Source organism: Methylomicrobium album BG8 (genome assembly GCF_000214275.2).
GTDB lineage: Bacteria > Pseudomonadota > Gammaproteobacteria > Methylococcales > Methylomonadaceae > Methylomicrobium > Methylomicrobium agile.
The window spans coordinates 2,467,771-2,493,456 of sequence record NZ_CM001475.1 but is presented as its reverse complement, the minus strand read 5'-3'; the positions used below and the strand labels follow the sequence as shown (position 1 = coordinate 2,493,456).

The following is a 25,686-nucleotide window of genomic DNA, read 5'->3' as shown; positions in this document are numbered from 1 at the left end:
AATTAAATGCCGGCCGCATCGCGCAAGGCTTCGACCTTGTCGGTTCTTTCCCAAGTAAAGGTGTCTTCGGTCCGTCCGAAGTGGCCGTAGGCGGCGGTGGGCTGATAGATCGGCTTCAACAGGTCCAGCATCGCGATCAGGCCTTTCGGCCGGAGATCGAAAATCGAACGGACGATCTCGACCAGACGATCTTCGCCGAGCTTGCCGGTGCCGAAAGTTTCGATCGTGATCGACGTCGGCTCCGCCACGCCGATCGCGTAGGACACCTGAATTTCGCAGCGCTCGGCAAGGCCCGCCGCAACGATGTTCTTCGCCACGTAGCGCGCCATATAGGCCGCCGAACGGTCGACCTTGGACGGGTCCTTGCCCGAAAACGCGCCGCCGCCGTGGCGTGCCATGCCGCCGTAGCTGTCGACGATGATCTTGCGTCCGGTCAGGCCGCAGTCGCCGACCGGGCCGCCGATCACGAACTGCCCGGTCGGATTGATGAAAAACTGGGTGTCTTTGTGTACCCATTCTCTCGGCAATACCGGCAGGATGATTTCGTCCATCACCGCTTCATGGATCGCCTGGTTGCTGATGTCCGGCGCATGCTGGGTCGACAGCACCACCGTGTCGATCGCGACCGGTTTGTGATTTTCGTAGCGGAACGTGATTTGGCTCTTCGCGTCCGGACGCAGCCAAGGCAAGGTTTTATTCTTGCGCACTTCGGCCTGGCGTTTGACCAGCAGGTGCGAATACTGGATCGGGGCCGGCATCAACACGTCGGTTTCGTTGGTCGCATAGCCGAACATCAGGCCCTGGTCGCCCGCGCCCTGTTCGTGGTTTTCGGCTTCGTCGACGCCCATCGCAATGTCGGACGACTGTTTGCCGATCGCGTTCAACACCGCGCAGCTCTGGCCGTCGAAGCCGATGTCGCCGTGATCGTAACCGATAGCGCAGACGGTCTTGCGGACCAGCTCTTCCAGATCGACCCAGGCATTGGTCGTAATTTCGCCGGCGATGATGACCATGCCGGTTTTTACCATCGTTTCGCACGCGACGCGCGATTTGGGGTCCTGCGCCAGCAGCGCGTCCAGTACCGCATCGGAAATCTGGTCCGCGACCTTGTCGGGATGCCCTTCCGAAACCGATTCCGAGGTAAAAATGAAATTGTTGCTCATAGAGGTGCCTTTTAAAAACTAAAAACGTTGTTATTTCGATAGCAGTTGAGCTCCGCCTCAAGCGAGGATGATTTATTCTGCTGATTTTGTAGAATCAAACGAAAGACTTCTTTCCGGTCAATCACTTTAACCTCAAAATGCCTCTTACACTTTGAGCATTGATAATCGTAGGTAGGCATATTTTCCTCAGTTTTATTGTTGATCATGGCTGTAACGAAGAAGGCCTAATATTTATAGCTAAGTGCTCTCTGTTGAATATGTGAAAGTTAATTTCATCAATCAGGCTGTTTCTCGGCCACGCCGAACGCTGAGGAGAGCACATCAGCGCATAGCCGTTTTTCGGGGGCGAGTGTCGGTGCGCGCAAACATAGGGTTTCGATTTCCCAAATCCACCCGCTTACCACTACGTCTTTCGGGATCAGGGGATGTGTTCGGAAGGTGCCGAGGAGTGAGTACCCATAAACTGGCGTTGTCGTGTCCTGAGGTCTCATAGCGGTAGCGGTGACGTGTTGCCCAAAAATCGTAATCTTGGAGTCGTTTGTTTTTTTACTTGAGTGCAGCCATTTATCTTTCAGCAATGATCATGCCATATATAAAAAATAAAATATGTTTTATAAACAAATTCTTATGTTTAAACCTTGTGTCATTTAAGAAGATATGATTCAATAAGTGAAATTATTTTTCACTAGGATGATTTATGGAAAACAATCCTCTCTCTGAATTAACTCCCATCTTTTTTCTCCAGACGTTCATTCTGGAACTCATGCATGCCAGCGAACAACAGGGACAAAAACACAACGAGGAATTAATTGAAAAGATTGCTAATACGGCGGGCTGTTTTTTTGAGGATACCTATCGAAGCAATACGAATAAAACCGAAGCACTCGATATTGAAAGCTACATCGAACTGATTCTCGGCCTTAAAAATAACATAGGAGGCAAATTTTCACTGGAAGCCACTAATCAGGACTGCATTACCGTTACAAACAGTTGTTGCCCTTTTGGTGATCAAGTGACGAATTTCCCTGAATTATGCCGGATGACCTCCAGCGTTTTCGGTGGCATCGCCGCCAGAAATTTTGGTTATGCCAAAGTTGAAATTAAAGAAAGCATTGCCCGTCATGATGGCAAATGCGTAGTTTGCGTTTATAAAAACCCTGCGGCGTCCCAAGGGCGCCCAGGTATGGAATATACCGATACCACACCGGTTAAGGAAATCCAGGATATGAATGCGTTGCATTCCCGTATCGAAGAAAGTATGCAACAGATTTGGCGCAAACAAGTTACGCAGCCTGCAATAAAAGAGCCCCCTGCTATCGTCGCCAAATCAGCCACTATGCAGAAAATATTGCAATCGATAGAAGTGATAGCCCCGACTACGGCGACGGTTTTAATACAAGGCCAAACGGGTGTTGGAAAAGAATTGATTGCTCGAGCAATTCATGCCATGAGTGAGCGCTGTAGAAGACCGTTTATTCCTATAAACTGTGGTGCTATTCCAGAAAATCTTATCGAAACCGCCTTGTTTGGCCATGAAAAAGGCGCTTTTACAGGCGCCGTTGAAGTTCACCACGGTTATTTTGAAAGGGCGGATGGCGGCGCGCTGTTTCTGGATGAAGTAGACTCCTTATCTCCCGCTGCACAAACACGCCTGTTGAGAATACTGCAAGAGGGGGAGTTTGAGCGTGTGGGGGGCAAACAAACCTTGTCTGTCGATGTAAGAATTATTTCCGCAACCAATCAAAATCTGGAAGAGTTGGTAAGTAAAGGCGTGTTTCGGCATGACCTGTACTATCGGTTGAACGTGGTTCGAGTAAATATCCCGCCACTGTCCGAGCGGCACGAGGACCTGCCTTTTCTCGTACAACTCATACTGAAACGGCTGAACAAAAAATATAACAAAAATGTTGAATCCGTCAGCCGAAAGGTCATGCAAAAAATCCGCAGCTACTCTTGGCCGGGCAATGTCCGCGAATTGGAAAATATTCTCGAACGAAGCTTTTTGTTTGCTAAAGGTAATGAGCTGACTGATCTGGATTTAGAGATTTCGCCTACCGAGCCTAAGACTGACGAGTGGAAAGACGTAAAAGAAAATACTATAGCCAAAGTTGAGCAATCATTTCTTGAAGCAGCGTTAAAACAACATCAAGGCGATATTAAGAAAGTAGCGCTAACTATGGACATAACTCCTCGGGCGGTCTACCTCAAGCTGAAAAAATACGGGATAAATCTGGCAAGTTTCAGAAGCTAGGCTTAAAGCATAATCATCTGGGTAAATTACTAAAGATACAAATACTCGATTCTTCAGGCCGTCACAGGCTAACATAAACACCATTCCGCAAATTTTTATACCCATTTTAAATGGATATGAATTCTATCTATTTTATATCATCCATTTATCCTTATTTTTGAATTTACATAATATATATTCGACTATAAACTATGCCCGTGACAAAAAGGTGTATCAAATATCTTTAAAAAATACAATGTATTAGAGTATAATTTTCAAGGAAATTTTGAATGAGGTATTTAGCAATTATCGAACCTGCCCATAACGGATTCACGGCCTATAGCCCAGATCTGCCGGTATGTTCGGTAAATAGTTTAACGGAAGAAAAGGCGGCGGAAGCTTTGAAAGAAGCGCTTAAACGCCATATAAAAAAAATGAAACAAGGCGGATTGGAGACCCCGCAGAGTTATTGTAAAACGACGGTCATTGAAATTACATTTTAGGCAATGATCGTTGAATGATCGAATATTCAATTTTTCTATGTGCGGCATATACGTTTTGACCGCTCTTCAATGGTCTTAAATGGGTCATTTTGTACGGTCATACAGGCCCTATCGGCCCGGTAATTAATCGGCGAGAAAGATTTACCCGTCGTCTTTCCAGATCGAGCATCCTGTTCTAATTACCGGGCCGATAGGGCCTGTATGACTTCGACGTCAAACTGCCGGTTACCGGAATGACCTTTATCCGAACAGGCACTTGAAAAAGCAAATCTCCGGCCCCAATGTAGTGCTCATCCATTTTTTTCTAACCGGAACGAGCACCTATGACAGTGGAAGCAAAAAAACAAACTCTGGGCTTCGAGACCGAAGTCAAGCACCTGTTGCACCTGATGATCCATTCCTTGTACAGCAACAAGGAAATCTTTCTGCGCGAGCTGATTTCGAACGCTTCCGATGCGGCCGACAAACTGCGCTTTTCGGCTTTATCCGACGAAAGCCTGTACGAAGGCGACAGCGATCTGAAAATCCGCCTCGAGTTCGACAAGGACAAGCGCATCATCAAGGTGATCGATAACGGCATAGGCATGACCCGCTCCGAAGTGCAGGAACATATCGGCACGATCGCCAAGTCCGGCACCAAGCAATTCTTCGAATCGCTGACCGGCGACCAGGCCAAAGACAGCGAGCTGATCGGCCAGTTTGGCGTCGGCTTCTACTCCGCATTCATCGTCGCAGACAAGGTCACCCTGATTACCCGCAAGGCCGGCGCGCCGAAAAGCGAAGGCGTGCGCTGGGAGTCGACAGGCGAGGGCGACTACACGCTCGAAACGGTCGAGAAGGAAAAGCGCGGCACCGAAATCATCCTGCATTTGAAAGACTCCGAAAGCGAATTTCTGGACGGTTGGCGCATCCGCTCTATCGTCCGCAAATTCTCCGACCATATCTCGCTGCCGATCGTGATGGACAAGGAAATCATGCCGTCCTACGACGACGAAGGCAAAGAGATCGAAAATCCCAATCCGCTGGTCGAGGAAGAAACCGTCAACAGCGCCTCGGCCCTGTGGACCAAGGCGCGCCAGGACATTTCCGAAGACGATTACAATCAGTTCTACAAGCATGTCGGTCACGACTTTCAGGATCCCCTGGCCTATGTGCACAGCAAGGTCGAAGGCACGAACGAATATACTCTGCTGCTCTATGTCCCTTCGCGGGCGCCGTTCGACCTGTGGGACCGCGACAACAAGCACGGCGTCAAGCTGTACATCCGCAAGGTGTTCATCACCGATGACGCCGAGCAGTTGATGCCGCGCTACTTGCGCTTCATCAAGGGCGTAATCGATGCGAATTCGCTGCCGCTGAACGTTTCGCGCGAGATTCTGCAGCAAAGTAAACAGATCAGCACGATCAAATCCGGCGCGGTCAAGAAGGTGCTCGGCATGCTGGAAGGGCTGGCGAAGAACGAGCCGGAAAAATACGAGCAATTCTGGAGCGAATTCGGCGCGGTTATGAAAGAAGGCCCGATCGAGGATCATGCGAACAAGGAACGCATCGCAAAACTGCTGCGTTTCGCCTCGACCCATGGCGACAGCGACAAGCAGTCGGTCAGCCTGGAAGATTACGTCGGCCGGATGAAGGAAGGCCAGGAAAAGATCTACTACGTGACCGCGGACAGCTACGCGGCCGCAAAGAACAGTCCGCATCTGGAAATTTTCCGCAAGAAAGGCATCGAAGTGCTGCTGCTGTCCGACCGCGTCGACGAATGGCTGGTTTCGAGCCTGGACGAATTCGACGGCAAGCATCTGCAATCGGTCGCCAAGGGCCAGTTGGACCTCGGCAAGCTGGACGACGAGGAAGAGAAAAAGCACCAGGAAGAAGTCGGCAAGGATTTCGAGTCGGTGCTGAATCAAATCAAAGAAGTCTTGAAAGACAAAATCAGCGAAGTGCGGCTCAGCCACCGCCTGACCGAATCGCCGGCCTGTCTGGTTTCCGATGTGTACGGCATGAGCCTGAACATGGAACGGATTATGAAGGAGACCGGCCAGAAGATGAACTTCGGCAAGAAGCCGATCTTCGAAATCAATCCGGACCATACGCTGGTGCAGCGTCTGAGAGCCGAACAGGACGATGCGCGCTTCGCCGACCTGGCACAGATCCTGTTCGATCAGGCGATCCTGGCCGAAGGCGGCCAGCTCGACGATCCGGCCGCTTTCGTACACAAGCTGAACGGCTTGCTGCAGGGTCTTCTGCACTAATCGCGACACAAAAAAGGCCGGAATATCCGGCCTTTTTTTTCACCGTAGGGTACGCTGTGCATACCTTTTTCTAAATATTCGAGCAGATCAAAACAAGGTACGCACAGCGTACCCTACGTTATCGGCATCGGACGATTTTTTCCGTGCCGGTTAGCGCACCAGCAATACCATCACGCTGCCTGCCACCATTACCAGGCCTGCGACCAGCCTGCGTACCAAGTGCGGTTCGTTGAATATCCTGTAGCCGAGGAATACCTGGAACAGCATCCCGAGCTGAAACAAGGCCAGTGTGTAGGCAATCAGCATTTGCGCCATTAGCACCAGCGTCAGATATTGCATCACGAAGACCGCCGCTCCGACCAAGGTGATGTGGGAAACATGCGGCTGCGATTTTTTGATATTGTCGGTCAAGCGCTCCGCGCTTAAAAAAGCGTTCGCCAGCAGGATCAGCGGCAATCCGAACCATGACCAGAAAATCAGGGTTTCCAGCGGCGTGGAATGTTCGAGCGAGCCTTTCAGAAACAGCGTGCCGATCGAAAACAGCAGAATGGAAAGAAAACGCGCCTGTACGCCCCGCTCCTGCAGAAGCGGCTTTAGCCCACTCGGCGCTGCACCCCCAGACGGCGGCAACAGCAAAAAACTGCCTGCGACGATGACCGCCACTCCTGCAAATCCCTGTAAGGTCGGCACCTCGCCGAGAAACACGATCGCCAACAACATCGAAATCACGACCTTATAAGCATTGAGCGGCCCGAACACCGACAGGTCGGTTTTGGAAAGCGATATCACCATAAATATCCAGCCGCCTACGTCGAGTAGGGAGGCCATAAACACATCGATCCAGAAAGAAGGCTCCAAATGCAAAAAGGCCGTGTTGAGGGCAAACGGCAGGGAGAGTGCGGACAGTACCGCATAGGTGGTGGCGACGATGTAGAACGGATGCAGACCTTGATGCGACAGCTGTTTCTGAAAGACGTTGGATACTGAAGACAGAAACAACCGCCCGAAAACGAATACGATTTCCAAAAGCGGTTTCCTTTATGTAAATCTCGAATAGTCAAAGGGAGCGCATTCTAATGGTTCTCGCTTCAAAAGAAAACCGATTAATTAATGGGTTTTGGTTGGCTACCCATTGCCGCTGGTCGATCGCTGAAAATGCGGGTATCGCCGCCACGGGGAGCTTTGCTGCGAGGCATCGAATGTCAAATGATCGGTATATCAATTCGTAGGGTACGCTGTGCGTACCTTTTGGGCAACCTATAATTAAAATATTATCTGATAATAGAAGCTAATTTTGACTTAACCGACAATCAGGCAAATCTCTTTTTCAACCTCCAATAAACCAAAACCGAAACCAGCACTATCGCGCAAGCCGAAACTATCAGAATCAACCCCAGCACTACGATTCGCCAGAACGCGTAATTCACCCACTCTTTGCTCTGTCGGCTTAGCGATTCGAACCGGGCAGTCAGTTCATCCAAGTTACCGGGCGCCAGGGTCTGATTCAGAGTTTGCATCAATCGGACCAAGTTTTGCGCTGTCAAGGCCATTTGGGCGGCGGCGACTGTGTAATCCTCGATCCGGAAAGGCTCCGAGTCCGGTCTGGGCGGGCTGGCTTGCAGTTGCCGCACCACATCCTGAAATGCCTTTAGCGTGACAGTCGAAGCATCGGACATCGCTTTGCCCGCGGCCAGCGATTTTTCGGTTCGAGTAGCCAGCTCGGCGAGTTCCGGCTGCTGCCGGCTCAGTGCATTGATGATCTGCCGGCGTTCGGCGCTGATGAAGCCGGGCAGGCGTTCCGTCGTCCGGCTGAATCGGTTCGCCGCTTCGGTCAGTCGATCGGTATTGGACAGCAGTTGCTCTATCTTAGGCGTTTCCCCCGCCTGAATCACCAGCAGTTCGGTTTCCCAGCGGATCAGAGTCGGCAAATAGCGGGCCAGAAACAGGCCGCGTTCTGCAAACAGCCGGGTATTGGCCAGTTCGCGGGTAGCCGGATCGAGCTCGGCCAGAGGATCGATCACGAGCAAATTGAAGACGCTGGCGGTTATTCCGGGTTGATCGGGGCGCCTGTTCATTTGTGCGATTTCGGTTGCAAAGCCCATTGAGCCGAGATCGCGAGGCGAACGCGTACTAGGATGCTGCTTATGCCAGGTCTCGATAGCCGCACGCAATTCCGACATCTGTTCTTTTTTCAGCACGGTGCCTGCGATCCTCCAGATTTCCTTTTCTACATCTTGAGCGGCGCGCAGATAAGGCTTGGCGGAGTCGCCGAAAAATTGGGGCATCCAGTAATCCTCGACATTCATCCGGTTCAGAGAGGCAAAGATGATCATGTCGAGGAGATTGGCGTAGGCGTTGGCACCGGTCGCGATCGCGATGATATCGTTGGTGGTATTGATGCGGCGCAATAAAATGCTGCGGTTTTGCGTCACTTTCTCGTCTTCCCGATGCAGCCGGCCGGCGGTGAGGTTAAGCGTGTTGATGGAATTGTCGGCAAAGCGGAGCAGTTGGGATTGCAGTTCGACCGGATCGAGCTTTTCCTCCTTTTCCCGTGTGAGCGAAAAAATGGAACGGATACCTTTCTCCGGCAGTTCCAAGGTGTGCTTGATCAGATTACAGCCGCCGACATTTAAGGTCAGAGCAAACAGCAGAGCCGTTTTGGATATCCGTCTAAAGACTTTGGAGCCGAAAAGCTGAAGATTAGCGCTCATGTGCAATTCCGACTCCCTACCGTCCACTAACTCGAGAATATCCGATGATTTCATTGGATTGCGCGGAAGCGCTAGAATTCAAGCCAGTTTCAAGCCAAAGGCAGACTCTATTTAGAATTCGATGGCCTTCGGAACCATCGAGAATGCACCGTTTTGCCCATCCCTTCATCCGCAACTTTAAAACGCGCTCGCCCGTATCAGGCCAAAACACTACGTATTTTTGGGGTTTAGTCGATGGTGGATTTCAACCGTCAACAGCGGGTCAACTCCCCCTTATCGCTTTATTTTTTCACATAGTATTCGACTAAAACGCTGGCTTTCCTCCGACAAACAGGGAGAGTTTTTATGTGGCATATAACTTGCTAAGTCCTAATACATCATCACCGAGCAGTCGCTTCATGCGACGCATTTATCGTTACAAAGATCGATTTTATATTGATTTTATTAATCACAATTTTTTGTTTCATCGAGCCCTAAGGATCGTAAAAATGATTACTAAAGCCTTGGTAATTTTAGGCTTATCGGCCGTTCTCTTGAACGGCTGCTACAAACCGGAAGCCGAACCAAAGGAAGAAGCTCCCAAATTGGAAGTCACCACCCCACTACGCGAAGACGCGTCTGTCGTCAAGGAATACGTCTGCCAGATCCATGCCATTAGACATATCGAGGTGCGGGCGCTGGAAAGGGGTTATCTACAGAATATTTTTGTGGATGAGGGAAAAACGGTGAAACAGGGGCAACCCATGTTTAAAATCATGCCCAACATCTATCAGGCCGAACTGCAAAAAGCGAAAGCCGAAGCCAACACCGTCAATATCGAATACCTCAATACCAAAGGTTTGGCCGATAAAAAAATCGTTTCGTTGAACGAGCTGGCTTTAGCGAAAGCGAAATTGGACAAGGCCAATGCGGAAGTGAAACTGGCCGAAACCCATTTGGGCTTCACCGACATCAAGGCGCCTTTCGATGGGATCATGGACCATCTGGACGCCAGAAACGGCAGCCTTCTCGATGAAGGGGCGCTGTTGACCACGCTGTCGGACATCAGCAAATTATGGGTGTATTTCAACGTTCCGGAAGCCGAGTATCTGGATTACAAAATGCACCAAAAGGGCGGCGCGCCTACCCAGGTTCGGCTTAGAATGGCGAACGGCCAGATTTACAATCAAACCGGCGTGATCGAGACGATCGAAGCGGACTTCGACAATACCGCCGGCAACATCGAATTCCGCGCCACCTTCCCGAATCCTGACATGCTGCTCAGGCACGGCGAAACCGGAACGATCTTAATGGCGAAGCTCTATAAAAACGCCATGCTCATCCCGCAAAAAGCGGTATTCGAAATCATGGATAAAAACTACGTCTATGTCATCAACAAAGAAAACAAACTGGAGCAACGGCTAATCAAGATCGAAGCCGACATACCGCATCTGTTTATCATCAAAGATGGCTTGCGGGACGATGACAGGATCTTGCTCGAAGGCTTGCGTAAAGTACATCCCGGAGAAGAGGTGAAGATCGATTTAAGGCCTCCGGAAAAGGTTCTCCCCGAGTTGGAACTGTACGCCGAGTAACCTTTAATCCAATCAGTGATCAATCATGTTTAATATCTTTATCAAAAGACCCGTGATGGCGATCGTGTTATCGCTCGTGTTCCTGTTCATGGGCTTCCTGGCAATCCGATCCTTGCCCATTGCCCAGTTTCCAGATATTGCGCCGCCGCGGGTTACGGTTTCGTTATCGTTTCCCGGCTCCAGCGCCGATGTATTGGTGCAATCGTCCTTGATTATGATCGAACGCGCCATCAACGGCGTGCCCGGCATGAAATACCTCACCTCGGACGCGACCAGCGCCGGCGAATCGACTATTCAAGTGTATTTCAATCTGGGGGTTGATCCCAACATTGCGATGGTTAACGTAAAGACACGCGTGGATCAGATGATGAGCAGGCTGCCCAAACTGGTACAGTTAGAAGGCGTGATCGTGAACTTCGTCCAGCCCAGCATGCTGATGTACGTCAACCTGTACAGTAAGGACAAAAACGCCGATCAGAAGCTTTTATTTAATTATGCCTACGTCAGCGTTATTCCGGAAATTCAGCGCATCACTGGCATCGCCCAAGCCACAATATTGGGCGCCCGCCAATATGCGATGCGGATTTGGCTGAATCCTGACCGAATGCGCGCCTATAACGTTTCGGTAGACGAGGTGATGGACGCGATCGGAGAGCAAAGCATTATCGGACGTCCCGGCCGGCTGGGCCAAAGCACGGGTATTGCCGCCCAGTCCAAAGAATACGTGCTGGTCTATAAAGGGCGCTTCAATAAGAAGGAAGAATATGAAGACATTATTGTCCGGGCCAACCCGGAAGGTGAAATTCTGCGTATTAAAGACATCGCCAGAGTCGATCTGAACAGCGAGTTTTATAATATTTACTCCGATAAGGACGGGTACCCTTCCGCGTCCATCGTGCTGAAGCAAAACTACGGCACTAATGCCCAAAAGGTCATAGAAGACGTCAAGGAAAAATTGAAAGAGTTGAAAAAATCCTTCCCCGAAGGCATGGACTACGAAATCAATTACGACGTATCGAGATTCGTTGAAGCTTCCATCGACAAAGTCCTGCATACCTTGGGCGAAGCGTTCTTGCTAGTATCCTTGGTGGTGTTTGTGTTTTTGGGCGACTGGCGTTCCACCTTGATCCCAATACTCGCGGTACCGGTTTCGCTGATCGGAGCTTTCTCCGTGATGTCGGCGTTCGGGCTTTCCATCAACCTGATTACTCTGTTTGCCTTGGTATTGGCCATTGGCATCGTGGTCGATGATGCGATCGTGGTGGTCGAAGCGGTGCACGCGAAAATGGAAGCGGAGCATGTTTCTCCTTTTGTCGCCTCGAAAAAAGTCTTGGGGGAAATCGGCGGAGCCATTGTGGCGATTACGCTGGTCATGGTGTCCGTGTTCATCCCTATTGCGTTCATGTCCGGGCCGGTCGGCGTATTTTACCGGCAATTCGGTATCGCCATGGCCTCGTCGATCGTCATTTCAGCGATCGTGGCGTTATCGCTTTCCCCGGTTCTGTGCGCGATGATTCTAAAAAACACGCACGGACAGAAGAAGCGGAAAACGCCGATCAGTCTTTTCATCGATGCATTCAACGCCCTTTTTGAAAAGGTCACGGGACGATACATTAAAATTCTTAATGTCGTCGTCATGCGACGGTTGTTGACCTTTTCGATTTTGGGCGCATTTTGTTTCGGTATTTATACAGTCAGTCTAACCTTGCCTTCCGGCTTTATTCCGGGTGAAGACCAAGGCATGATTTACGCGATTATCCAGACGCCGCCCGGCTCCACCATCGAAGTGACGAACAAAGTGGCGCGGCAACTGGAAGGGATAGCTGAAAAAATCGACGGCGTGCAATCGGTTTCTTCCTTGGCGGGCTACGAAGTGCTCACCGAAGGACGCGGTTCGAATGCCGGCACCTGTGTCATCAACCTGAAAGATTGGACCCAACGCAAACATTCCGTACAGGATATCATCAACGAACTCGAGGAAAAAACCCATGACATGGGCGCGGTCATCGAGTTTTTTCAACCGCCGGCAGTGCCGGGTTACGGCGCGGCATCCGGCTTGGCGTTTCGTTTATTGAATAAGACCATAGATACGGATTACTTCGAGTTCGACAAAATTAACCATACGTTCATGGATGCGATGCGCAAGCGAAAGGAGCTGACCGGATTGTTTACCTTCTATGCGGCCAATTATCCGCAATACGAACTGGTCATCGACAATAAGCTCGCGATGCAAAAAGGCGTTACCATCGACAAGGCGATGAATAACCTGGACATCATGATCGGCAGCACCTATGAGCAGGGCTTTATCCGCTTCAATAACTTTTTCAAGGTCTACGCCCAGGCTCTGCCCGAATTTCGGCGTTTCCCTGAGGATGTGTTGAAATTCTTCGTGAAAAACGACAAGGGCGCGATGGTGCCGTACTCCGCTTTCATGACCATGAAGAAACGGCAGGGTCCCAATGAGATCACGCGTTATAACCTTTACAATTCCGCCGCTATCCGCGCCGAGCCAGCCGCCGGTTATACCACGGGAGCAGCCATCAAGGCGATCCAGGAAGTCGCCGCTGAAGTTTTACCGAAAGGTTTTGACGTCGCGTGGGAAGGTTTGACGTTTGACGAAGCCCGCCGCGGTACTGAAGCAATAGAGATCTTCGTGGTCGTTATCATGTTCGTCTATCTGGTGCTAGCCGCGCAGTATGAAAGCTTTGTTTTGCCGTTAGTCGTATTATGTTCGCTGCCCCCTGGTCTTTTCGGCGCATTCTTCCTGCTGAAAGAGCTGGGCCTTGCCAATGATGTCTATTCTCAGTTGGGGCTGGTGATGTTAGTGGGTTTGCTCGGTAAAAACGCGGTATTGATCGTGGAATACGCGGTGCAGAAGCAAGCCCAGGGCATGACGATTAAAGAGGCAGCGATCGAGGGCGCCAAAGCGCGTTTCCGGCCGATCTTGATGACTTCGTTCGCGTTCATCGCCGGCCTGATTCCGTTGGCGATCGCCACCGGAGCGGGAGCTGTCGGCAACCGGACGATCGGCACGACCGCCCTAGGCGGCATGCTGTTCGGTACCGTATTCGGCGTCGTGCTAATCCCCGGATTGTATTACGTCTTTGCCAAGATGATCGAAGGCAAGCGACTAATTAAGCACGAAGATATCGATCCTTTAACCGAAAAATATCACTACGGTACGAATGATGTTGAAGAGTAATACATTGCAGTTTTTGCTGTTGGGCGCTGTGGGGCTGATGTTACAAGCCTGCGGCATCCCGGCAATGACCGCCAAAAAGACCGACACCGCGCTGCCGGATCATTTCAAGAATACACCGGGCGTTTCGGCACAGAAAAATACCGCAACCGCGAATTGGGCAGATTTTTTTGAAGATTCCGATCTGATCGCATTGATCAAAACGGCGATCGCGAACAATAAGGAAATGAATATCATGCTGCAGCGCATCAGCGTGGCGGAAAATGAAATTCAAAAGCGTAAAGGGGCTTATCTGCCCTTTGTGAGCATCGGTGCGGGCGCCGGCGCGGACAAGGTCGGACAGTTTACGCGCAGCGGCGCGGTCGAGGAAAATCTGGAGATACGGCCGGGCGAGTCGTTTCCGACCTTGCTCGGCGATTATCAGTTCGGGCTGTTTTCGACCTGGGAGATCGACGTTTGGAAAAAGCTCAGAAACGAGAAGCAGGTGGCCGTGCTGGATTACATGGCGTCGATCGAAGGCCGGCACTTTTTGGTGACCAATCTGGTCGCCGAGGTCGCGCATTCGTATTACGAACTGCTCGCGTTGGACAATCAGCTCGAAAACCTGGAACAATACATCGCCATTCTGCAAAACGGCCTGGAGATGGTCAAGCAATTGCAGATTTATGCCAGAACGAATGCGCTCGCGGTCAAACGTTACGCTGCGGAAGTGACCAAAAACGAGAGCAGAAAATACGAGATCAAACAGCAGATCAGCGTCATTGAAAACCGCATCAATTTTTTGTTGGGCCGAACGTCCGGGCCGATCAAGCGCCATTCGGCCGGCTTCATGGACATCAAACCGAAAATGCTCCAGGTGGGGATACCTTCGCAACTGCTGCAAAACCGGCCCGATATCAAGCAAGCGGAACTGGAGCTGGCGGCGGCCGATTTGAGCATCAAAGTGGCGAGAGCGAATTTCTATCCGACCTTCGGCATCAAGGCCGGCATCGGCTTTCAGGCTTTCGCGCTCAAATATTTGATCAATACGCCGGAGTCGCTGGCGGCGACCATTGCCGGCGAGATGGTCGCACCGCTGGTAAACAAGAACGCGATCATCGCCGAATACAAAAACGCCAACGCCAAGCAGGTTCAGGCGGCTTACGAGTACGAGCAAAGCATCATCAAAGCCTATATGGAAGTGGCCAATCAAATTTCGAACATCGACAATCTGGACAAGAACTATCGCTTCAAGAGCAATCAGGTGGACTCGCTCGTGCAATCGATCGACGTGGCCAACCAGCTGTTCCTGTCGGCCCGCGCCGATTATCTGGAGGTTTTGTTGACGCAAAGGGATGCCTTGGATGCCAAAAAAGAGCTGATCGAAACGAAACAGAAGCAAATGAGCGCGGTGGTGGACTTGTATAAGGCGCTTGGCGGCGGGTGGCAGAATGTGTAATTGTCTAGTGAGTAGGTCGGGAAACCGCTTCACCGTTGCCCGACGCTTGGGCGAGAGCCATGCCCCAAATAGGAACATAACTCAAAACCATCACCCGATTGCGGTATCGATATTGTCGGGCACAAAAAGCGCGCCAGAGCTACACGGCTTTAAGGAAGCTCTGAATAAGTGGTTTTTATAAGCGACACCGTGCGACATCCGTGGCACCTCGCCGAAAATGGGCAAATCCTTCCCGGCAGCGCCCGCTATCGGGGTGATTTCACTCAGTGTTCTCGGTTTTCCAGGGCGAAGGACAAAGGTCTCCCTAGGTCGGCTGCAGCGCCTGCCGAACGTGATAAAGATTGCCCAGGGCAAACAGCAAGTAGAGTTGTTGGGCATTCTTGAACAGCCCCCGGTAACGCACTTTGGTATAGCCGAACTGGCGCTTGACGATCCGGAACGGATGTTCGACCATGGCGCGTAACGGCGCCAGCCATGTGGTTGTGAAGGGCTTGCTCTACCGGCAACTCCTCACCCTTCCCCCCGCTTGAACGGAAAGGCCCAAACCGGCTCACCTTCCAGGCGATCCGCCGCCAGATTCCGGTCCTTGCGGGTATAGGCCCGATCGCCCAGCACGACCCGTTCCTCGCCGTGCAGCAACGCCTCCGTCATGACCCCATCCGCCACCTTGGCGGTGGTCATCTCCACAGTATGCACTAACCCCGACTCGGCATCGACCCCAATGTGCGCCTTCATCCCAAAGTGGTAATTGTTCCCTTTCTTGGTCGAACTCATCTCGGCATCCCGTTTGCGCGCCCGGTTCTTGGTGGACGGCGGGGCAGCGATTAATGTCGCATCGACGATCGTGCCTTGCCGTAGCAACAGGCCTTTTTCGGCCAACAGCGCCGCCGTTTCATCAAATAGGGTTTGTGCCAACTGATGGCGTTCCAGCAGATGCCGGAACTTGAGGATCGTGGTTTCATCCGGCAGGGCGTCCTCGCCCGCATCGAGCCCGGCAAACTCGCGCAGCAGCGGCATGTCGTGCAATACTTCCTCCATCGCCGGATCGGAATAGCCGAACCACTGCTGCATCAGGTGAATGCGCAACATCGTCGCCAAGGGAAAGGGGCGGCGGCCTCGGCCCGCTGTCGGGTAGTGCGGCGCTATCCGGCTCGTCCACAAACTCCAAGGCACTACCTGCTCCATCTCTTGGAGAAATTGCTGCCGCCGAGTCTGTTTCGGTTTCTTCACAAACAGTGGGGCACTGAGTCCGAGTTGCTTCATGGCGGGCACCTATCGAAAATGGCAAGCTGCGGATATTTTATCCCAGGCGTAGGACTTATTCAGAGTTTCCTTAAACACAACCTTCAGTTGTAGGGTACGCTGTGCGTACCATCAATGTCGCAAGGTACGCGCTCGGCAATTGCTCCTGCATTGCCCTACCTCCTGCATCCATGCAGTCGTCGGCAATTGCTCCTGCATTGCTCTCGATCGCCTGTTCCCGACGCGATCTACCTCCCCCATCCCTGGAGTCGTACCTCCTGCATCCCTACAGTCGAGCGTACCCTACAGCGGCTTGTACCTTTTTGGGGGTGACCCAAGCTGGCAAGGGGGTATCGCGATAAACGCTCGGCGGGGGAACGAAAAGGGGAAGTTATGAGACGGATTAGTCGTCAGCCCTCGGCGTCTGGAAGTAAGCGGCCGCGCCCAGCAGGCCGATCATGAAGAACGCGGTGCCGACCAAGGTGAAGCGCAGATTCGATACTTCGACCGGCAAATCGTCCGTCGTATACAACATGATAATCACGGCGATCGTTCCCCAGCCGAAAAACCGCAGTAGAGCGGCCAAAACCACTCTGCCGATGGATTCCGATGCGCTGGCGGGGCTGTCCATCTGATAAGCCACGAAGCCGCACACGAGCGCCGGCAGGATTCCCCAACGCATGTGCTGGATGAAGCTTTCCAGAAAATTGAAATGCTCCCTGCGGTAGAAGGTCAGTTCGAGCACCAGTACCGATACCGCGGTGCTGACGGCGAAGCCCAACATCATCACCGATATATAAAAACCGTAGTATCGGTCGGACCGCCCTCGATGCTGCCGGAAAACAAAGGTCCGGGAAACGAAGACCAGCGCGACCGGCAGCACGTACATCGGAATCGCATAGGCGACCCAACGCAAGGTGGTGTAGTCGAAGTGGGCAAGCGGCCTTTCCGGAAACAGGAAGGTATTGTGCAGCAGGACCGAGATTTCCCGGCCCAGCATCACTCCGATCGCGGCGGCGGCGGTAAACAGCAGGATGTATCTATAGGTGTGTTCCAGCCGGGCTTCGCGCACGTTGCCGCCGAGCCGCTTCACGGCGGACCAAATGTCGTTCTCATTGGCGCTGCCGAACACGATCAGCGACGCGAGCAGGCGGCAGAGCAGGCCGGTCAAGTGATCCAGATCCTTCAGTAGATTGACCGTCTTGGTATAGTGCGGCTCGGCTTCTTTCCACACGGCGACTCTTTCCGACATGGCGTTGTAGGAAATGCAGATTTCTCCCCATTTCAGCGACGGTTCGTTGAAAAAACGGCGAAAGGAGGTTTGCTCGGCGTAGTTCTGGATTTCATCGAAAAGCAGGCAATTGTGCGCCCATTTATACTCGACGGTGGCGTCGGATTTCTGGAAATCGCCGGGATCGATGCTCGGCACCAACAGACGGTCGGCAATTTTCTCTTTTAAACGGTCGTCGATCGCGGACAATCTCGAAGTGACCAGCCCATTGTAGACTTCGACCGCCTTGGTCGGAATCGCGAAGGCATCGTGGATGCTGTCGCGCAAGATCAGCAGGGGATTGAACTTGTTTTCCCAGGCAATGAAAAACAGCAACAGTGCGGCGATGATCAACGGGACCAATGTGCTGCCGCCCAAACCGTTCAAAAGGGTTACCCAATCTCCGGTGCGAAGGCTCTTGACGATCAGCGTCACCAGAGGCTCGATAGGCAGCCATTGCCACGTCAACAGGCCGTAGAACGTTGCCATTAGCGTGCAATATAAGGCGATTCCGGCCGTGTAGGTGCTCCGGCGGATAAAGTATTGCGGCAGCGTCGGTTCGGCGCCCAGTTTGATGCGGCGTTTTTCGAAGGACCGGTAGGCCAGAAGGAAGGCCGCCCCGGTTCCAAGCAACTGCACCGTCAAGAGAACGAAGAGTTCGGCCGTCATCGTGTAACTGCTCCCGGGTACTTTTTAAAAGATGTCGAATAGGGAAAGATCATACTGTTTTGAAGAATTATAAGCGCGCCGATGCGAAATGATTGAACTTTTGCCAGGGTATTTTTTACCGACCGCCGTTTGATAAAACGGTTATTTAAATCGAAATGAGAATAAACTGCCGTCAATAATGCCATGAACGATAGGGAAATGCCTAGTGCGAAACGCAAGTTCCTGTGCTGGCTCTTGAGTCTTAGCCGCACCCTGCGGCGCGGAGGTTGCGGACGCGGCTATTCATGCGGTTTCAGGACATAGCTTTCATCGGCAGGGCAGAGCGATCGGCATACCGCCAGTTCGGTTCGGTCGAGGTGGCTGTCGCTCAACCCGAATGCCGTGCCTCCAACAGATAGACGCCGAGAGCGATCATTACGCCGCCGCTGGCCAGTTTGAGCCAGCGGCCTTCCTTTTCCTGGAGCCGCCTCTGGCTGAGCGTGAATATGCCGACGCCGAGCACGAGCATATCGTCGAACATGTAAGCCGCGTTGTACAGCAGCAGGTAGCCGTAGTAACTCCAGGGATCCAGTTGCCGCAGGGTCAGAATGCGGGTATAAAGCGCCGGAAAGCCCGAGGTGCAGAGGAACTCGACGATCTGCACCAAAACGGCCAGCATCGCGGCGGCGATGAGCGCGCCAAGCAGATTTTCGGCCTGGAGGATTCGGCGGATTCGCGCGTAGAGGCCGGGTTTGGATTGTTGCGGTATCGACAGCGAAATCCCACGGCCGAAGGCCAGCGCATCCTTGATATGAATCATCCCGGCGCCTATCGCCAGCGCCGCGATGATGAGCTGCGAGACCCGCGAGAATCCCACCAGCAAGAACAGATTCAGCCAGGCCGCCATGAAAACCAGATAGGCCAGCCCTTCGACCGCGATGAAGGTTCCCGCGACCGCGAACATGCGCCAGCGGTCCCGCATCGGCGCCAACAGCGAAATCATCAGGATCAGCACCCACATCGAGCAGGGGTTGAAGCCGTCGAGCAGACCCATCGCCAGCGTGAACAGCGGCAAGCCGGCCCGATCCGGCGCGAGCGTATGGCCGAACAGCGAGACTTCGAAGCCGGCCGGCTCTGGCGGCTTTTCGCAAACCTGGGCTTGATCGAGGGTACAGCTTTCCGGAGGTGCGGCCGGTTGCGGCCGTTTTGCATCGGCCAGTGCGTCCAGAAGTTGTTTTCCGGTGTTTGTCTCATCCGAAAAGCCGATCATCAGCCGCCGGTCGATATAAAAAGCCGGCACGCCGGGTTTGCCGATGCCTTGCGCATTCGCCAACTCTCTCAAGCGCTCGAGCGCGGCCGCGTCTTGGCCGACATCGCGCAGCAAAATCCGCAGCTCCGGCCGCTCGGCCGCCAGAGCGCCCAGGAATGATCTGGCTTTCTCGCAATGGGGGCAGCCTTCGCGAATGAACACTTCGACGGCGATGTCCTTTGGCGCCGCAATCCGATCTGATTCGGCTTCAGGCGTTACCGCTGAAGGCGCCGCGCCGGCTATCGAGGCAACAAATCCGAGCAGTAAGGCAAGGACAACCGGCGTTGAACGCGCAAGTAAAAATTTGAGCATGTTCATTCGGAGACTTGATCTCTATCGATGCGGCAAGGCTTTCATTATCATCTTAAAATCAACTATTGCCTAAAAATAAGGTCGGAGTATTACAACCTTTTCGTCCCCCTATCTTTATTCAGGTTGGTGAACCCGATGACTTCGAAAAACATCCATATCACGGACGCCGAGTTATCCAGAGCCCGCGAGTATATCGCCGGCCAGTTTATCGCGCGCAGCTGGTGGCCCAAGGAACAGCCGGGAGAAGCCAAACGGGAATTCGAGCTGATGAAAGGCAGCGCCGGTTCCTTGAATGCCTGGTGCGAGCGGTGGCTGGACGCCGGCCAGGCGAAAAAATTGGAAAAGACGTTGCGGGGCTGAATTTCAAGGAACGCCGGTTTACGTTAGAGTATTTTCATGTCGCGTGTAAGAAGGCCCTCACCTTCTGAAGGCTGCCATGTCGTTAAGTCCAGCCAGCCCCGTAGGGTACGCTCGACTGCAGGGATGCAGGAGTTAACGCATGGAGCCGTTGCCGAGTCCGTACCATCTAATATCGAAAGATACGCAGAGCGTACCCTGCAGCTAAGCGTTCGGCGGGAGAACGAGGGGGAAATTATGATCGACCTAATCCTAAGCGCCATTCAATTCTATCCACGACGGCTCCCGTTGACCTGCGCTATCGTTAGGGGATGCGCAAATTCTGGCCTGGGGATATCCGGTCCGGATTGTTCAAAATGTCGCGGTTCGCCTCGTAAATGCGCGGCCACTGGTTCGGGTCATGGTAAAACCGCTTCGCGATTTCCGACAGCGTGTCGCCGCTCGCGACTTGATAAGTGCGCGGCTGCGGGGCAGGGGATGCCGGAGCGGCCGGCGCGTCGGCTTTGATACCCGTGACAGCCGGCGACGGCGTGGTTTGCTCAGGCTCGATCGAGGGCTGATCCTCTTCCTTGTCCTGGCGTCCGAAATAGACGCCTGCCGCGGCCGCGGCGATGCCCGCCCCGCCCAGAATCATCTTGCCCCACTCCGCCAGATTGCCCGATTCGGGTTCCTTGCCTTCCGGCGTCAATCTGTCGACCATGTCGGGCAGGATTTTCGAAAGCACGGAGGGCGCCGCGGATTCGGAGATGCCCGCTCGTTGGGCCAGGTTCCTGATTTGATCCTCGCCCAATACCTGTTTCAATTGCTCCGGCTGTACGGTTTGGTTTTTTTCCTTGCCGACCCACGACGAGGCCACCTCGCCGAGTCCGGACTGCTGGAATTTTTGAACCAGTCCGCCGACGCCCCCCATGGACTCCAGCATGCCAAGGGCGCCGTTTACCAGATTTTGGGTCTTGGGTTCGGCTTCTTCGTGGGTATTCGCGCCGATGGCGGATTTGACGATTTCGGTAAATAGACTCATCACGACCTCCTCGATAACCGGATGAAAAAAATCGAAGACTCGGTTGCGGATCAATCACAGGCGATTTTTGCTTCAGGACGATTCAAAAATCCGTAAACCTGCCATTGCCGATACCGGACTTAAGGCCCGATTGCATCGGGAATAACACTTAAGAGCAATGAATGCGATCGAGGGTTCAGACTGGCGGAATAATCGTGTCCGATTCAATCCATCGAATGGATTCAAATGGCAGAGGCGGCGGGTCTCGACAAAAAACATCCGCGTCACCGGCCTCCGTAAAGCCGTCGAAAAGCTTGAAAAAAGTCAGGGTTCCTGTGTAATAGAAGATAATCGGATTACTTTTTGTTTTACCTTAACCATTTCGGGAGGACCCCTATGAAAAACCGAAGCGTCATCAGTCTGTTATTGATCGCTTGCAGCACAACCGCGCCGGCCGATACGATCGGCTCCGTAGATACCGAATTCAAGCTGATCGGCCCCGACAACAAGATCGTGATCGAGGCATTCGACGATCCAGACGTCGCCGGCGTGACTTGCTACATTAGCCGGGCCAAAACGGGCGGGGTTTCCGGGGCGGTCGGCGTTGCCGAAGACACTTCGGATGCGTCGCTGTCCTGCCATCAGACCGGAGCGATCAACCTCGATCCAAAGATCAAATCGGGCGAGCGCGACGGTGAAAACGTATTCAAAAAACGCACCTCGCTGATATTCAAGTCGATGCAGGTGGTCAGGTTTTTCGATAAAAACCGCAATACCCTGGTTTATATGGTCTACAGCGACCGGGTATTGGAAGGCTCGCCGAAAAACAGCGTTTCCGCCGTACCGATTCAGGCCTGGCGCTAAATCCGGACGTGATGAAGCGGTTTGGCGAGATCGTATCGAACCTGCGGAAGGACTGCGGGTCAGATAAAGCAGAGGTGACAGGCTTACGGCGCGGCGGCCGGTTCATGGGGTTAGGATCGTTCTCTCCGAGGGGTTTTCCGGAACGGGAGCGTTTCCACTGGAAGGTAGGAAAGAGCGATGAAGTTCAATACTGCAAGATGGGTTACGGTGATTCTCCTGGATTTGCTGATGCTCGGCTGTTCGAGCATACGAGCGAGAACCGACGTTGTTGAGCAAGATGATAAATGGCGGGTTTATCCCGGCGTTCGGCAGGATGTGAACGATCTCGGGACGCTAATGAAAGGCCAGCCTTTGAAAACCGACCAGGAAGGTGTGCAGCCGGGATGGGTCAACGGGATTGTCGGCTTTGTTCTGACTATCGATCTGCCTTTTTCTACCGTTTTCGATACGGTCGTGGTGCCTTACGACCTGTATCGCATTTACAATCCGGAGGCGTTCCGTAGCGACGACATCGCATCGGCCGGCAACTGAGGTGTTTTCATATCGTATTCGGCGGCGGAGGCACGGAACGAGTCTTCGGAGAGGGATACCGAATTTCGTCGATCCGGCAAGCCGGCGCTAGTTCTTCTGGAGGGAGATCAGGCGTTTGTCCAGCCAAGCGGCGGTTTCCTTCAATACCTGCGCCGATTCGGCGGGCCGATGATTGAGCAGTTCGTGCTTGAAGCCGGGATAAACGATTAACGATTTGTCCTTGCTCCCCAGCCGCTCGTACAAGGCCTTTGCGCCCGAAAGCGCGGCGATCCGGTCACTGCCGCCGTGGCAAATCAAGGCGGGCGATACAATGCGGCCGGCGTGGCGCCCGATATGTTCGCGGGCCAGGGTAAACTGGTTCAGCCAGCCGAACGTGACGGTAGAGAGGCGGCAGGGGTCGTGCTCGAAGTCGTCGATCACGCGTGGATTGTCGGTCAGTTCGTCAAGGTCGATCAGGGTGGGAACTGTAAATTGCGGCGCATATTTCGAGCATTTTTTGGCTAAAGCGGCGCCGTAATCGGCAAGCCGGCCGGCCAAGTGCAGCGGGCAGGAAAAAACCAGCACTCCGCGGATGATTTGCGGGTACTGCAGCACGTAGTTCAGCATCACGATCGAGCCCATGCTGTGACCGAACAGAAAAAGCGGACGGGCCGCCGCCTCGTCAACGATCCTGGCGATGAACTCGGCGACATCGTCGACGTAGTCCTGAAAAACATGAACATGCCCGCGTTTGCCTTCGGAACGGCCGAAGCCGCGCTGATCGAAGCCGTAGCAGTGGTATCCCCGGGCGGCGAACGCCTGAAGAGCCGGCTCGTAGCGGCCGATATGTTCGCCCACGCCATGCAGAAACACGATCGACGCTTTCGGCGACACCGCCGGACGGGCCGTATAAAAAAGGGACAGGCGGTCCCGTGTCTGAAAAAATTCCATTTTACGAAATCTTGGTGGAAGCGGGCCGTGCCGGATTCAAGGAAGCGACCCGATAGGGAATTGCCGGGCCGCGGGAGCGGCAAGGGCGGTTAGCCATAATCCTCCGAAGTCTCGTGTTTTCGGGCTTCTTTCGCTCTTTCGCTGGCCTTGTAAAGGTCGATCGAGATCAGCGCGAACACCGCCGCCCACAGTTTCGAGGCGATGTCCTGGCCGTATTGGAAAAAACCGAACGAGCCCGGCGCGCCGTACGGTAAAAAGATAAAGAAATATTCCACGACAAACCAGACGGGCGGCAGGATGCCCCAGGCAACCAGCAAGAGATATTTGATTCTCAAGGTATCCCGTCTATACAGTACCCACAGCGTGATGGCCAGCGCGAACAGGCCGAAAAAAATAAAGGCATAAATGCCGATCTGCAATGGTCCTTCATAAATCATTCGCATCCCGGAAGCATCGTTGTTCATCGGTTTTACTCCAGTCGGCTAGGCTAGCGCCGAGGTCTCGGCGAGGGTTGGCGGAGATCAAACGATATGCACCCCGTCTCAATGTGCGCTTCCGTTCAGGTGCCGCTCGATCGATTCATATACGTTGAGTTTTTCGAAAAGTTGTGGCGCCGGAGGCGAAGGCGGCAGGGTTTCGTAACCGGCCGGCCAATTATCCCAGCCGTAACCCCAACGCCAGGGCGTCGGTAGCCAGGGCATTCCGCCCAGCCGGACTCCGGCATAGAGGATATTTCCGAGTCCGTTCGCTTTCGCGTTCACGCAGCGCATCAATTCCCGGTCGGCGTAATCCCGGTCCCGGCCGCTGCCGCCGCACCAATACGCGATGTCATGCGCAATGCAGCAGGCGACCCAGTCATCATCCGGCCAACGCGAGCAGCCGTCGGTCGTGAAAATGAAATCGGGCTGCGCATGAGTTTCGGTGCGTTTTTCCCGGCAATAGGCTTCCGCGAGATCTTCGAGCGCGTTTCGCACCGGTTTGTTTTTGGTGTAGGGCTCGATGGATAACCGGGACTCCAGCGACGTACAGCCCGCGGTCAGGAAACTCGTCAATAAACCGATTAGCAGCCGGCGGTAACTCGGCAAGCGGAAACGGCGGTTTTTAGTCTGCATGCTACCGATCCTGACTGATTTCATCGATTCACCGGTGCCTATCCTAACGCATAAGCATGGCGGATGCCACAGTCAGGCTGTCATTTTCCCGGACTGTCTGACGGAAGAGGGAGAAACCGGCGTCCACGCAGCAAAATGTCGGCTTTACCGTAATCGCCTTACGGCCGGCCCCGGCGTCCACGGCCGCACCTTCCCCGAAAATCGCCCGGCAGAGTATAATGCCTGCGAGATCCCGGGCGGCGATCAGTGTGCCTGATACCGATCGGTTGCGCGCCGCGATCACTCCCCAAGTCCAGTTTAAAATTCCGGCTATATCATTTGAAATCTTTCGTCATCATCAAAACCGGCTCGACATTGTTGCCCATCCGGCAGCGCTTCGGCGATTTCGAAGACTGGATGAGCGAAGGCTGCGGCCTGTCCGGCGCGCCGGTTATCGATGCGGCAGGAGGCGAAGCGTTGCCGTTGCCGGAAACTTTATCCGGGGCGATCATCACCGGCTCGCCTGCGATGGTGACCGATCGAGCCGGATGGATGCAGTCCCTGGCCGTCTGGGTACGGGAGGCGGTGAGCGAGGCGGTCCCTTTGCTGGGCGTCTGTTTCGGCCACCAACTCCTGGCGCAGGCGATGGGCGGCCATGTCGATTATCATCCCCAAGGCCGGGAAATCGGCACCGTCGCGATCGAATTGACCGAAGAAGGAAAACGGGATCCTTTGCTCGGCCATTTGCCGGACCGGTTTACCGCGCATGTCACCCATGCGCAATCGGTGATGCGGCTGCCGGCGAGTGCCTTGCACCTGGCGGGCAACGCCTACGAAGCGCACCAGGCGTTTCGGGTGGGCGAATGCGCCTGGGGAGTCCAGTTCCATCCCGAATTTACCGCGGAGATCATGCACGGTTATGTGGCCGAACATGCCGCCGCGCTGCATGAACACGGCCGGGACGTTGCCGCGTTGAAGGCCGCGATAGCCGATACCGAGGCCGCGAATGCGCTGCTGAAACGGTTTTACGGCTATTGCACGGAACGGTAGCGGTAGCGACGG

Annotated in this window: 19 protein-coding genes and 1 pseudogene; 10 read left to right on the top strand and 10 right to left on the bottom strand. The window is 53.5% G+C overall.

The annotated features are described in order from the left end of the window. Positions 1–2: 2 nt before the first annotated feature. The gene (gene metK, locus METAL_RS10715; protein ID WP_005372223.1) at positions 3–1,163 is read right to left on the bottom strand and encodes a methionine adenosyltransferase; all 1,161 of its coding nucleotides are present in this window, start codon (positions 1,161–1,163) and stop codon (positions 3–5) included. Between the two features lie 697 nt (positions 1,164–1,860). Between metK and METAL_RS10710 the strand changes: the two genes are divergently transcribed. The 3 genes from METAL_RS10710 to htpG all read left to right on the top strand — a co-directional run bounded on the left by METAL_RS10710 (position 1,861) and on the right by htpG (position 6,148). Continuing rightward, on the top strand, positions 1,861–3,414 hold the full coding sequence (locus tag METAL_RS10710) for a sigma 54-interacting transcriptional regulator (RefSeq protein WP_005372222.1): 1,554 nt from the start codon (positions 1,861–1,863) through the stop codon (positions 3,412–3,414). Positions 3,415–3,683: 269 nt separating this feature from the next. Then, the gene (locus METAL_RS20775; protein ID WP_005372221.1) at positions 3,684–3,896 is read left to right on the top strand and encodes a type II toxin-antitoxin system HicB family antitoxin; all 213 of its coding nucleotides are present in this window, start codon (positions 3,684–3,686) and stop codon (positions 3,894–3,896) included. Between the two features lie 323 nt (positions 3,897–4,219). Beyond that, a complete protein-coding gene (gene htpG, locus METAL_RS10705; protein ID WP_005372220.1) occupies positions 4,220–6,148 on the top strand; it encodes a molecular chaperone HtpG in 1,929 nt (642 codons plus the stop codon). Positions 6,149–6,298: 150 nt separating this feature from the next. On the opposite strand, the gene METAL_RS10700 is transcribed toward htpG, so the two are convergent. Both METAL_RS10700 and METAL_RS10695 read right to left on the bottom strand, forming a co-directional pair. After that, positions 6,299–7,174: a DMT family transporter gene (locus tag METAL_RS10700; RefSeq protein WP_005372219.1), complete on the bottom strand. Its 876-nt coding sequence runs from the start codon at positions 7,172–7,174 to the stop codon at positions 6,299–6,301. A 284-nt stretch (positions 7,175–7,458) separates the two neighbouring features. Then, complete coding sequence (locus tag METAL_RS10695; protein ID WP_157203473.1) at positions 7,459–8,859, bottom strand: hypothetical protein; 1,401 nt, start codon at positions 8,857–8,859, stop codon at positions 7,459–7,461. A 488-nt stretch (positions 8,860–9,347) separates the two neighbouring features. On the opposite strand from METAL_RS10695, the gene METAL_RS10690 reads away from it, so the two are divergent. From METAL_RS10690 to METAL_RS10680, 3 genes are read left to right on the top strand one after another with little or no spacing between them, the layout of a single operon-like run. Then, a complete protein-coding gene (locus tag METAL_RS10690) occupies positions 9,348–10,433 on the top strand; it encodes an efflux RND transporter periplasmic adaptor subunit (RefSeq protein WP_005372217.1) in 1,086 nt (361 codons plus the stop codon). 25 nt (positions 10,434–10,458) lie between these two features. After that, on the top strand, positions 10,459–13,635 hold the full coding sequence (locus METAL_RS10685; RefSeq protein ID WP_005372216.1) for an efflux RND transporter permease subunit: 3,177 nt from the start codon (positions 10,459–10,461) through the stop codon (positions 13,633–13,635). After that, a complete protein-coding gene (locus METAL_RS10680) occupies positions 13,622–15,070 on the top strand; it encodes a TolC family protein (RefSeq protein WP_213069365.1) in 1,449 nt (482 codons plus the stop codon). The genes METAL_RS10685 and METAL_RS10680 overlap by 14 nt, the downstream gene beginning before the upstream one ends. Positions 15,071–15,374: 304 nt before the next feature. Here METAL_RS10680 and METAL_RS10675 read toward each other — a convergent pair. From METAL_RS10675 to METAL_RS10665, 3 genes and pseudogenes are all read right to left on the bottom strand, one after another. Next, positions 15,375–16,333, bottom strand: a pseudogene (locus METAL_RS10675) (IS5 family transposase). A 382-nt stretch (positions 16,334–16,715) separates the two neighbouring features. Next, entirely contained in the window at positions 16,716–18,251 is a 1,536-nt protein-coding gene (locus tag METAL_RS10670) for a hypothetical protein (RefSeq protein WP_005372210.1), read from the bottom strand. A gap of 367 nt (positions 18,252–18,618) precedes the next feature. Next, positions 18,619–19,857 carry a glutaredoxin family protein gene (locus tag METAL_RS10665; RefSeq protein ID WP_005372209.1) on the bottom strand — a complete coding sequence of 413 codons (1,239 nt, stop codon included), beginning with the start codon at positions 19,855–19,857 and terminating at the stop codon, positions 18,619–18,621. Between the two features lie 129 nt (positions 19,858–19,986). Here METAL_RS10665 and METAL_RS10660 point away from each other — a divergent pair, with 129 nt between their 5' ends. Beyond that, a complete protein-coding gene (locus tag METAL_RS10660; RefSeq protein WP_031431729.1) occupies positions 19,987–20,211 on the top strand; it encodes a hypothetical protein in 225 nt (74 codons plus the stop codon). A 301-nt stretch (positions 20,212–20,512) separates the two neighbouring features. Here the strand turns inward: METAL_RS10660 and METAL_RS10655 are convergent, their stop codons facing one another. After that, the gene (locus METAL_RS10655; RefSeq protein WP_005372207.1) at positions 20,513–21,229 is read right to left on the bottom strand and encodes a YidB family protein; all 717 of its coding nucleotides are present in this window, start codon (positions 21,227–21,229) and stop codon (positions 20,513–20,515) included. Between the two features lie 375 nt (positions 21,230–21,604). Between METAL_RS10655 and creA the strand changes: the two genes are divergently transcribed. Both creA and METAL_RS10645 read left to right on the top strand, forming a co-directional pair. Then, entirely contained in the window at positions 21,605–22,072 is a 468-nt protein-coding gene (creA, locus tag METAL_RS10650; protein ID WP_005372205.1) for a protein CreA, read from the top strand. 177 nt (positions 22,073–22,249) lie between these two features. After that, the gene (locus tag METAL_RS10645; protein WP_005372203.1) at positions 22,250–22,603 is read left to right on the top strand and encodes a YceK/YidQ family lipoprotein; all 354 of its coding nucleotides are present in this window, start codon (positions 22,250–22,252) and stop codon (positions 22,601–22,603) included. A gap of 87 nt (positions 22,604–22,690) precedes the next feature. Here METAL_RS10645 and METAL_RS10640 read toward each other — a convergent pair whose 3' ends face one another. From METAL_RS10640 to METAL_RS10630, 3 genes are all read right to left on the bottom strand, one after another. After that, complete coding sequence (locus METAL_RS10640; RefSeq protein WP_005372201.1) at positions 22,691–23,533, bottom strand: alpha/beta hydrolase; 843 nt, start codon at positions 23,531–23,533, stop codon at positions 22,691–22,693. Positions 23,534–23,622: 89 nt separating this feature from the next. Beyond that, positions 23,623–23,997, bottom strand: coding sequence for a hypothetical protein (locus tag METAL_RS10635; protein WP_005372199.1), 375 nt, complete (start codon positions 23,995–23,997; stop codon positions 23,623–23,625). A 78-nt stretch (positions 23,998–24,075) separates the two neighbouring features. Further along, positions 24,076–24,645 (bottom strand): hypothetical protein, encoded by a 570-nt coding sequence (locus METAL_RS10630; RefSeq protein ID WP_005372197.1) that lies wholly within the window; start codon positions 24,643–24,645, stop codon positions 24,076–24,078. 318 nt (positions 24,646–24,963) lie between these two features. Between METAL_RS10630 and METAL_RS10620 the strand changes: the two genes are divergently transcribed. After that, a complete protein-coding gene (locus METAL_RS10620; RefSeq protein ID WP_005372195.1) occupies positions 24,964–25,674 on the top strand; it encodes a glutamine amidotransferase in 711 nt (236 codons plus the stop codon). Positions 25,675–25,686: the final 12 nt, after the last annotated feature.

What these genes read in the sequence shown, in the direction of transcription:
- metK (WP_005372223.1), bottom strand. Translation starts at nt 1,163, where the DNA reads ATGAGCAACAATTTCATTTTTACCTCGGAATCGGTTTCGGAAGGGCAT.
- METAL_RS10710 (WP_005372222.1), top strand. Translation starts at nt 1,861, where the DNA reads ATGGAAAACAATCCTCTCTCTGAATTAACTCCCATCTTTTTTCTCCAG.
- METAL_RS20775 (WP_005372221.1), top strand. Translation starts at nt 3,684, where the DNA reads ATGAGGTATTTAGCAATTATCGAACCTGCCCATAACGGATTCACGGCC.
- htpG (WP_005372220.1), top strand. Translation starts at nt 4,220, where the DNA reads ATGACAGTGGAAGCAAAAAAACAAACTCTGGGCTTCGAGACCGAAGTC.
- METAL_RS10695 (WP_157203473.1), bottom strand. Translation starts at nt 8,859, where the DNA reads ATGAGCGCTAATCTTCAGCTTTTCGGCTCCAAAGTCTTTAGACGGATA.
- METAL_RS10690 (WP_005372217.1), top strand. Translation starts at nt 9,348, where the DNA reads ATGATTACTAAAGCCTTGGTAATTTTAGGCTTATCGGCCGTTCTCTTG.
- METAL_RS10685 (WP_005372216.1), top strand. Translation starts at nt 10,459, where the DNA reads ATGTTTAATATCTTTATCAAAAGACCCGTGATGGCGATCGTGTTATCG.
- METAL_RS10680 (WP_213069365.1), top strand. Translation starts at nt 13,622, where the DNA reads ATGTTGAAGAGTAATACATTGCAGTTTTTGCTGTTGGGCGCTGTGGGG.
- METAL_RS10670 (WP_005372210.1), bottom strand. Translation starts at nt 18,251, where the DNA reads ATGACGGCCGAACTCTTCGTTCTCTTGACGGTGCAGTTGCTTGGAACC.
- METAL_RS10665 (WP_005372209.1), bottom strand. Translation starts at nt 19,857, where the DNA reads ATGAACATGCTCAAATTTTTACTTGCGCGTTCAACGCCGGTTGTCCTT.
- METAL_RS10660 (WP_031431729.1), top strand. Translation starts at nt 19,987, where the DNA reads ATGACTTCGAAAAACATCCATATCACGGACGCCGAGTTATCCAGAGCC.
- METAL_RS10655 (WP_005372207.1), bottom strand. Translation starts at nt 21,229, where the DNA reads ATGAGTCTATTTACCGAAATCGTCAAATCCGCCATCGGCGCGAATACC.
- creA (WP_005372205.1), top strand. Translation starts at nt 21,605, where the DNA reads ATGAAAAACCGAAGCGTCATCAGTCTGTTATTGATCGCTTGCAGCACA.
- METAL_RS10645 (WP_005372203.1), top strand. Translation starts at nt 22,250, where the DNA reads ATGAAGTTCAATACTGCAAGATGGGTTACGGTGATTCTCCTGGATTTG.
- METAL_RS10640 (WP_005372201.1), bottom strand. Translation starts at nt 23,533, where the DNA reads ATGGAATTTTTTCAGACACGGGACCGCCTGTCCCTTTTTTATACGGCC.
- METAL_RS10635 (WP_005372199.1), bottom strand. Translation starts at nt 23,997, where the DNA reads ATGAACAACGATGCTTCCGGGATGCGAATGATTTATGAAGGACCATTG.
- METAL_RS10630 (WP_005372197.1), bottom strand. Translation starts at nt 24,645, where the DNA reads ATGCAGACTAAAAACCGCCGTTTCCGCTTGCCGAGTTACCGCCGGCTG.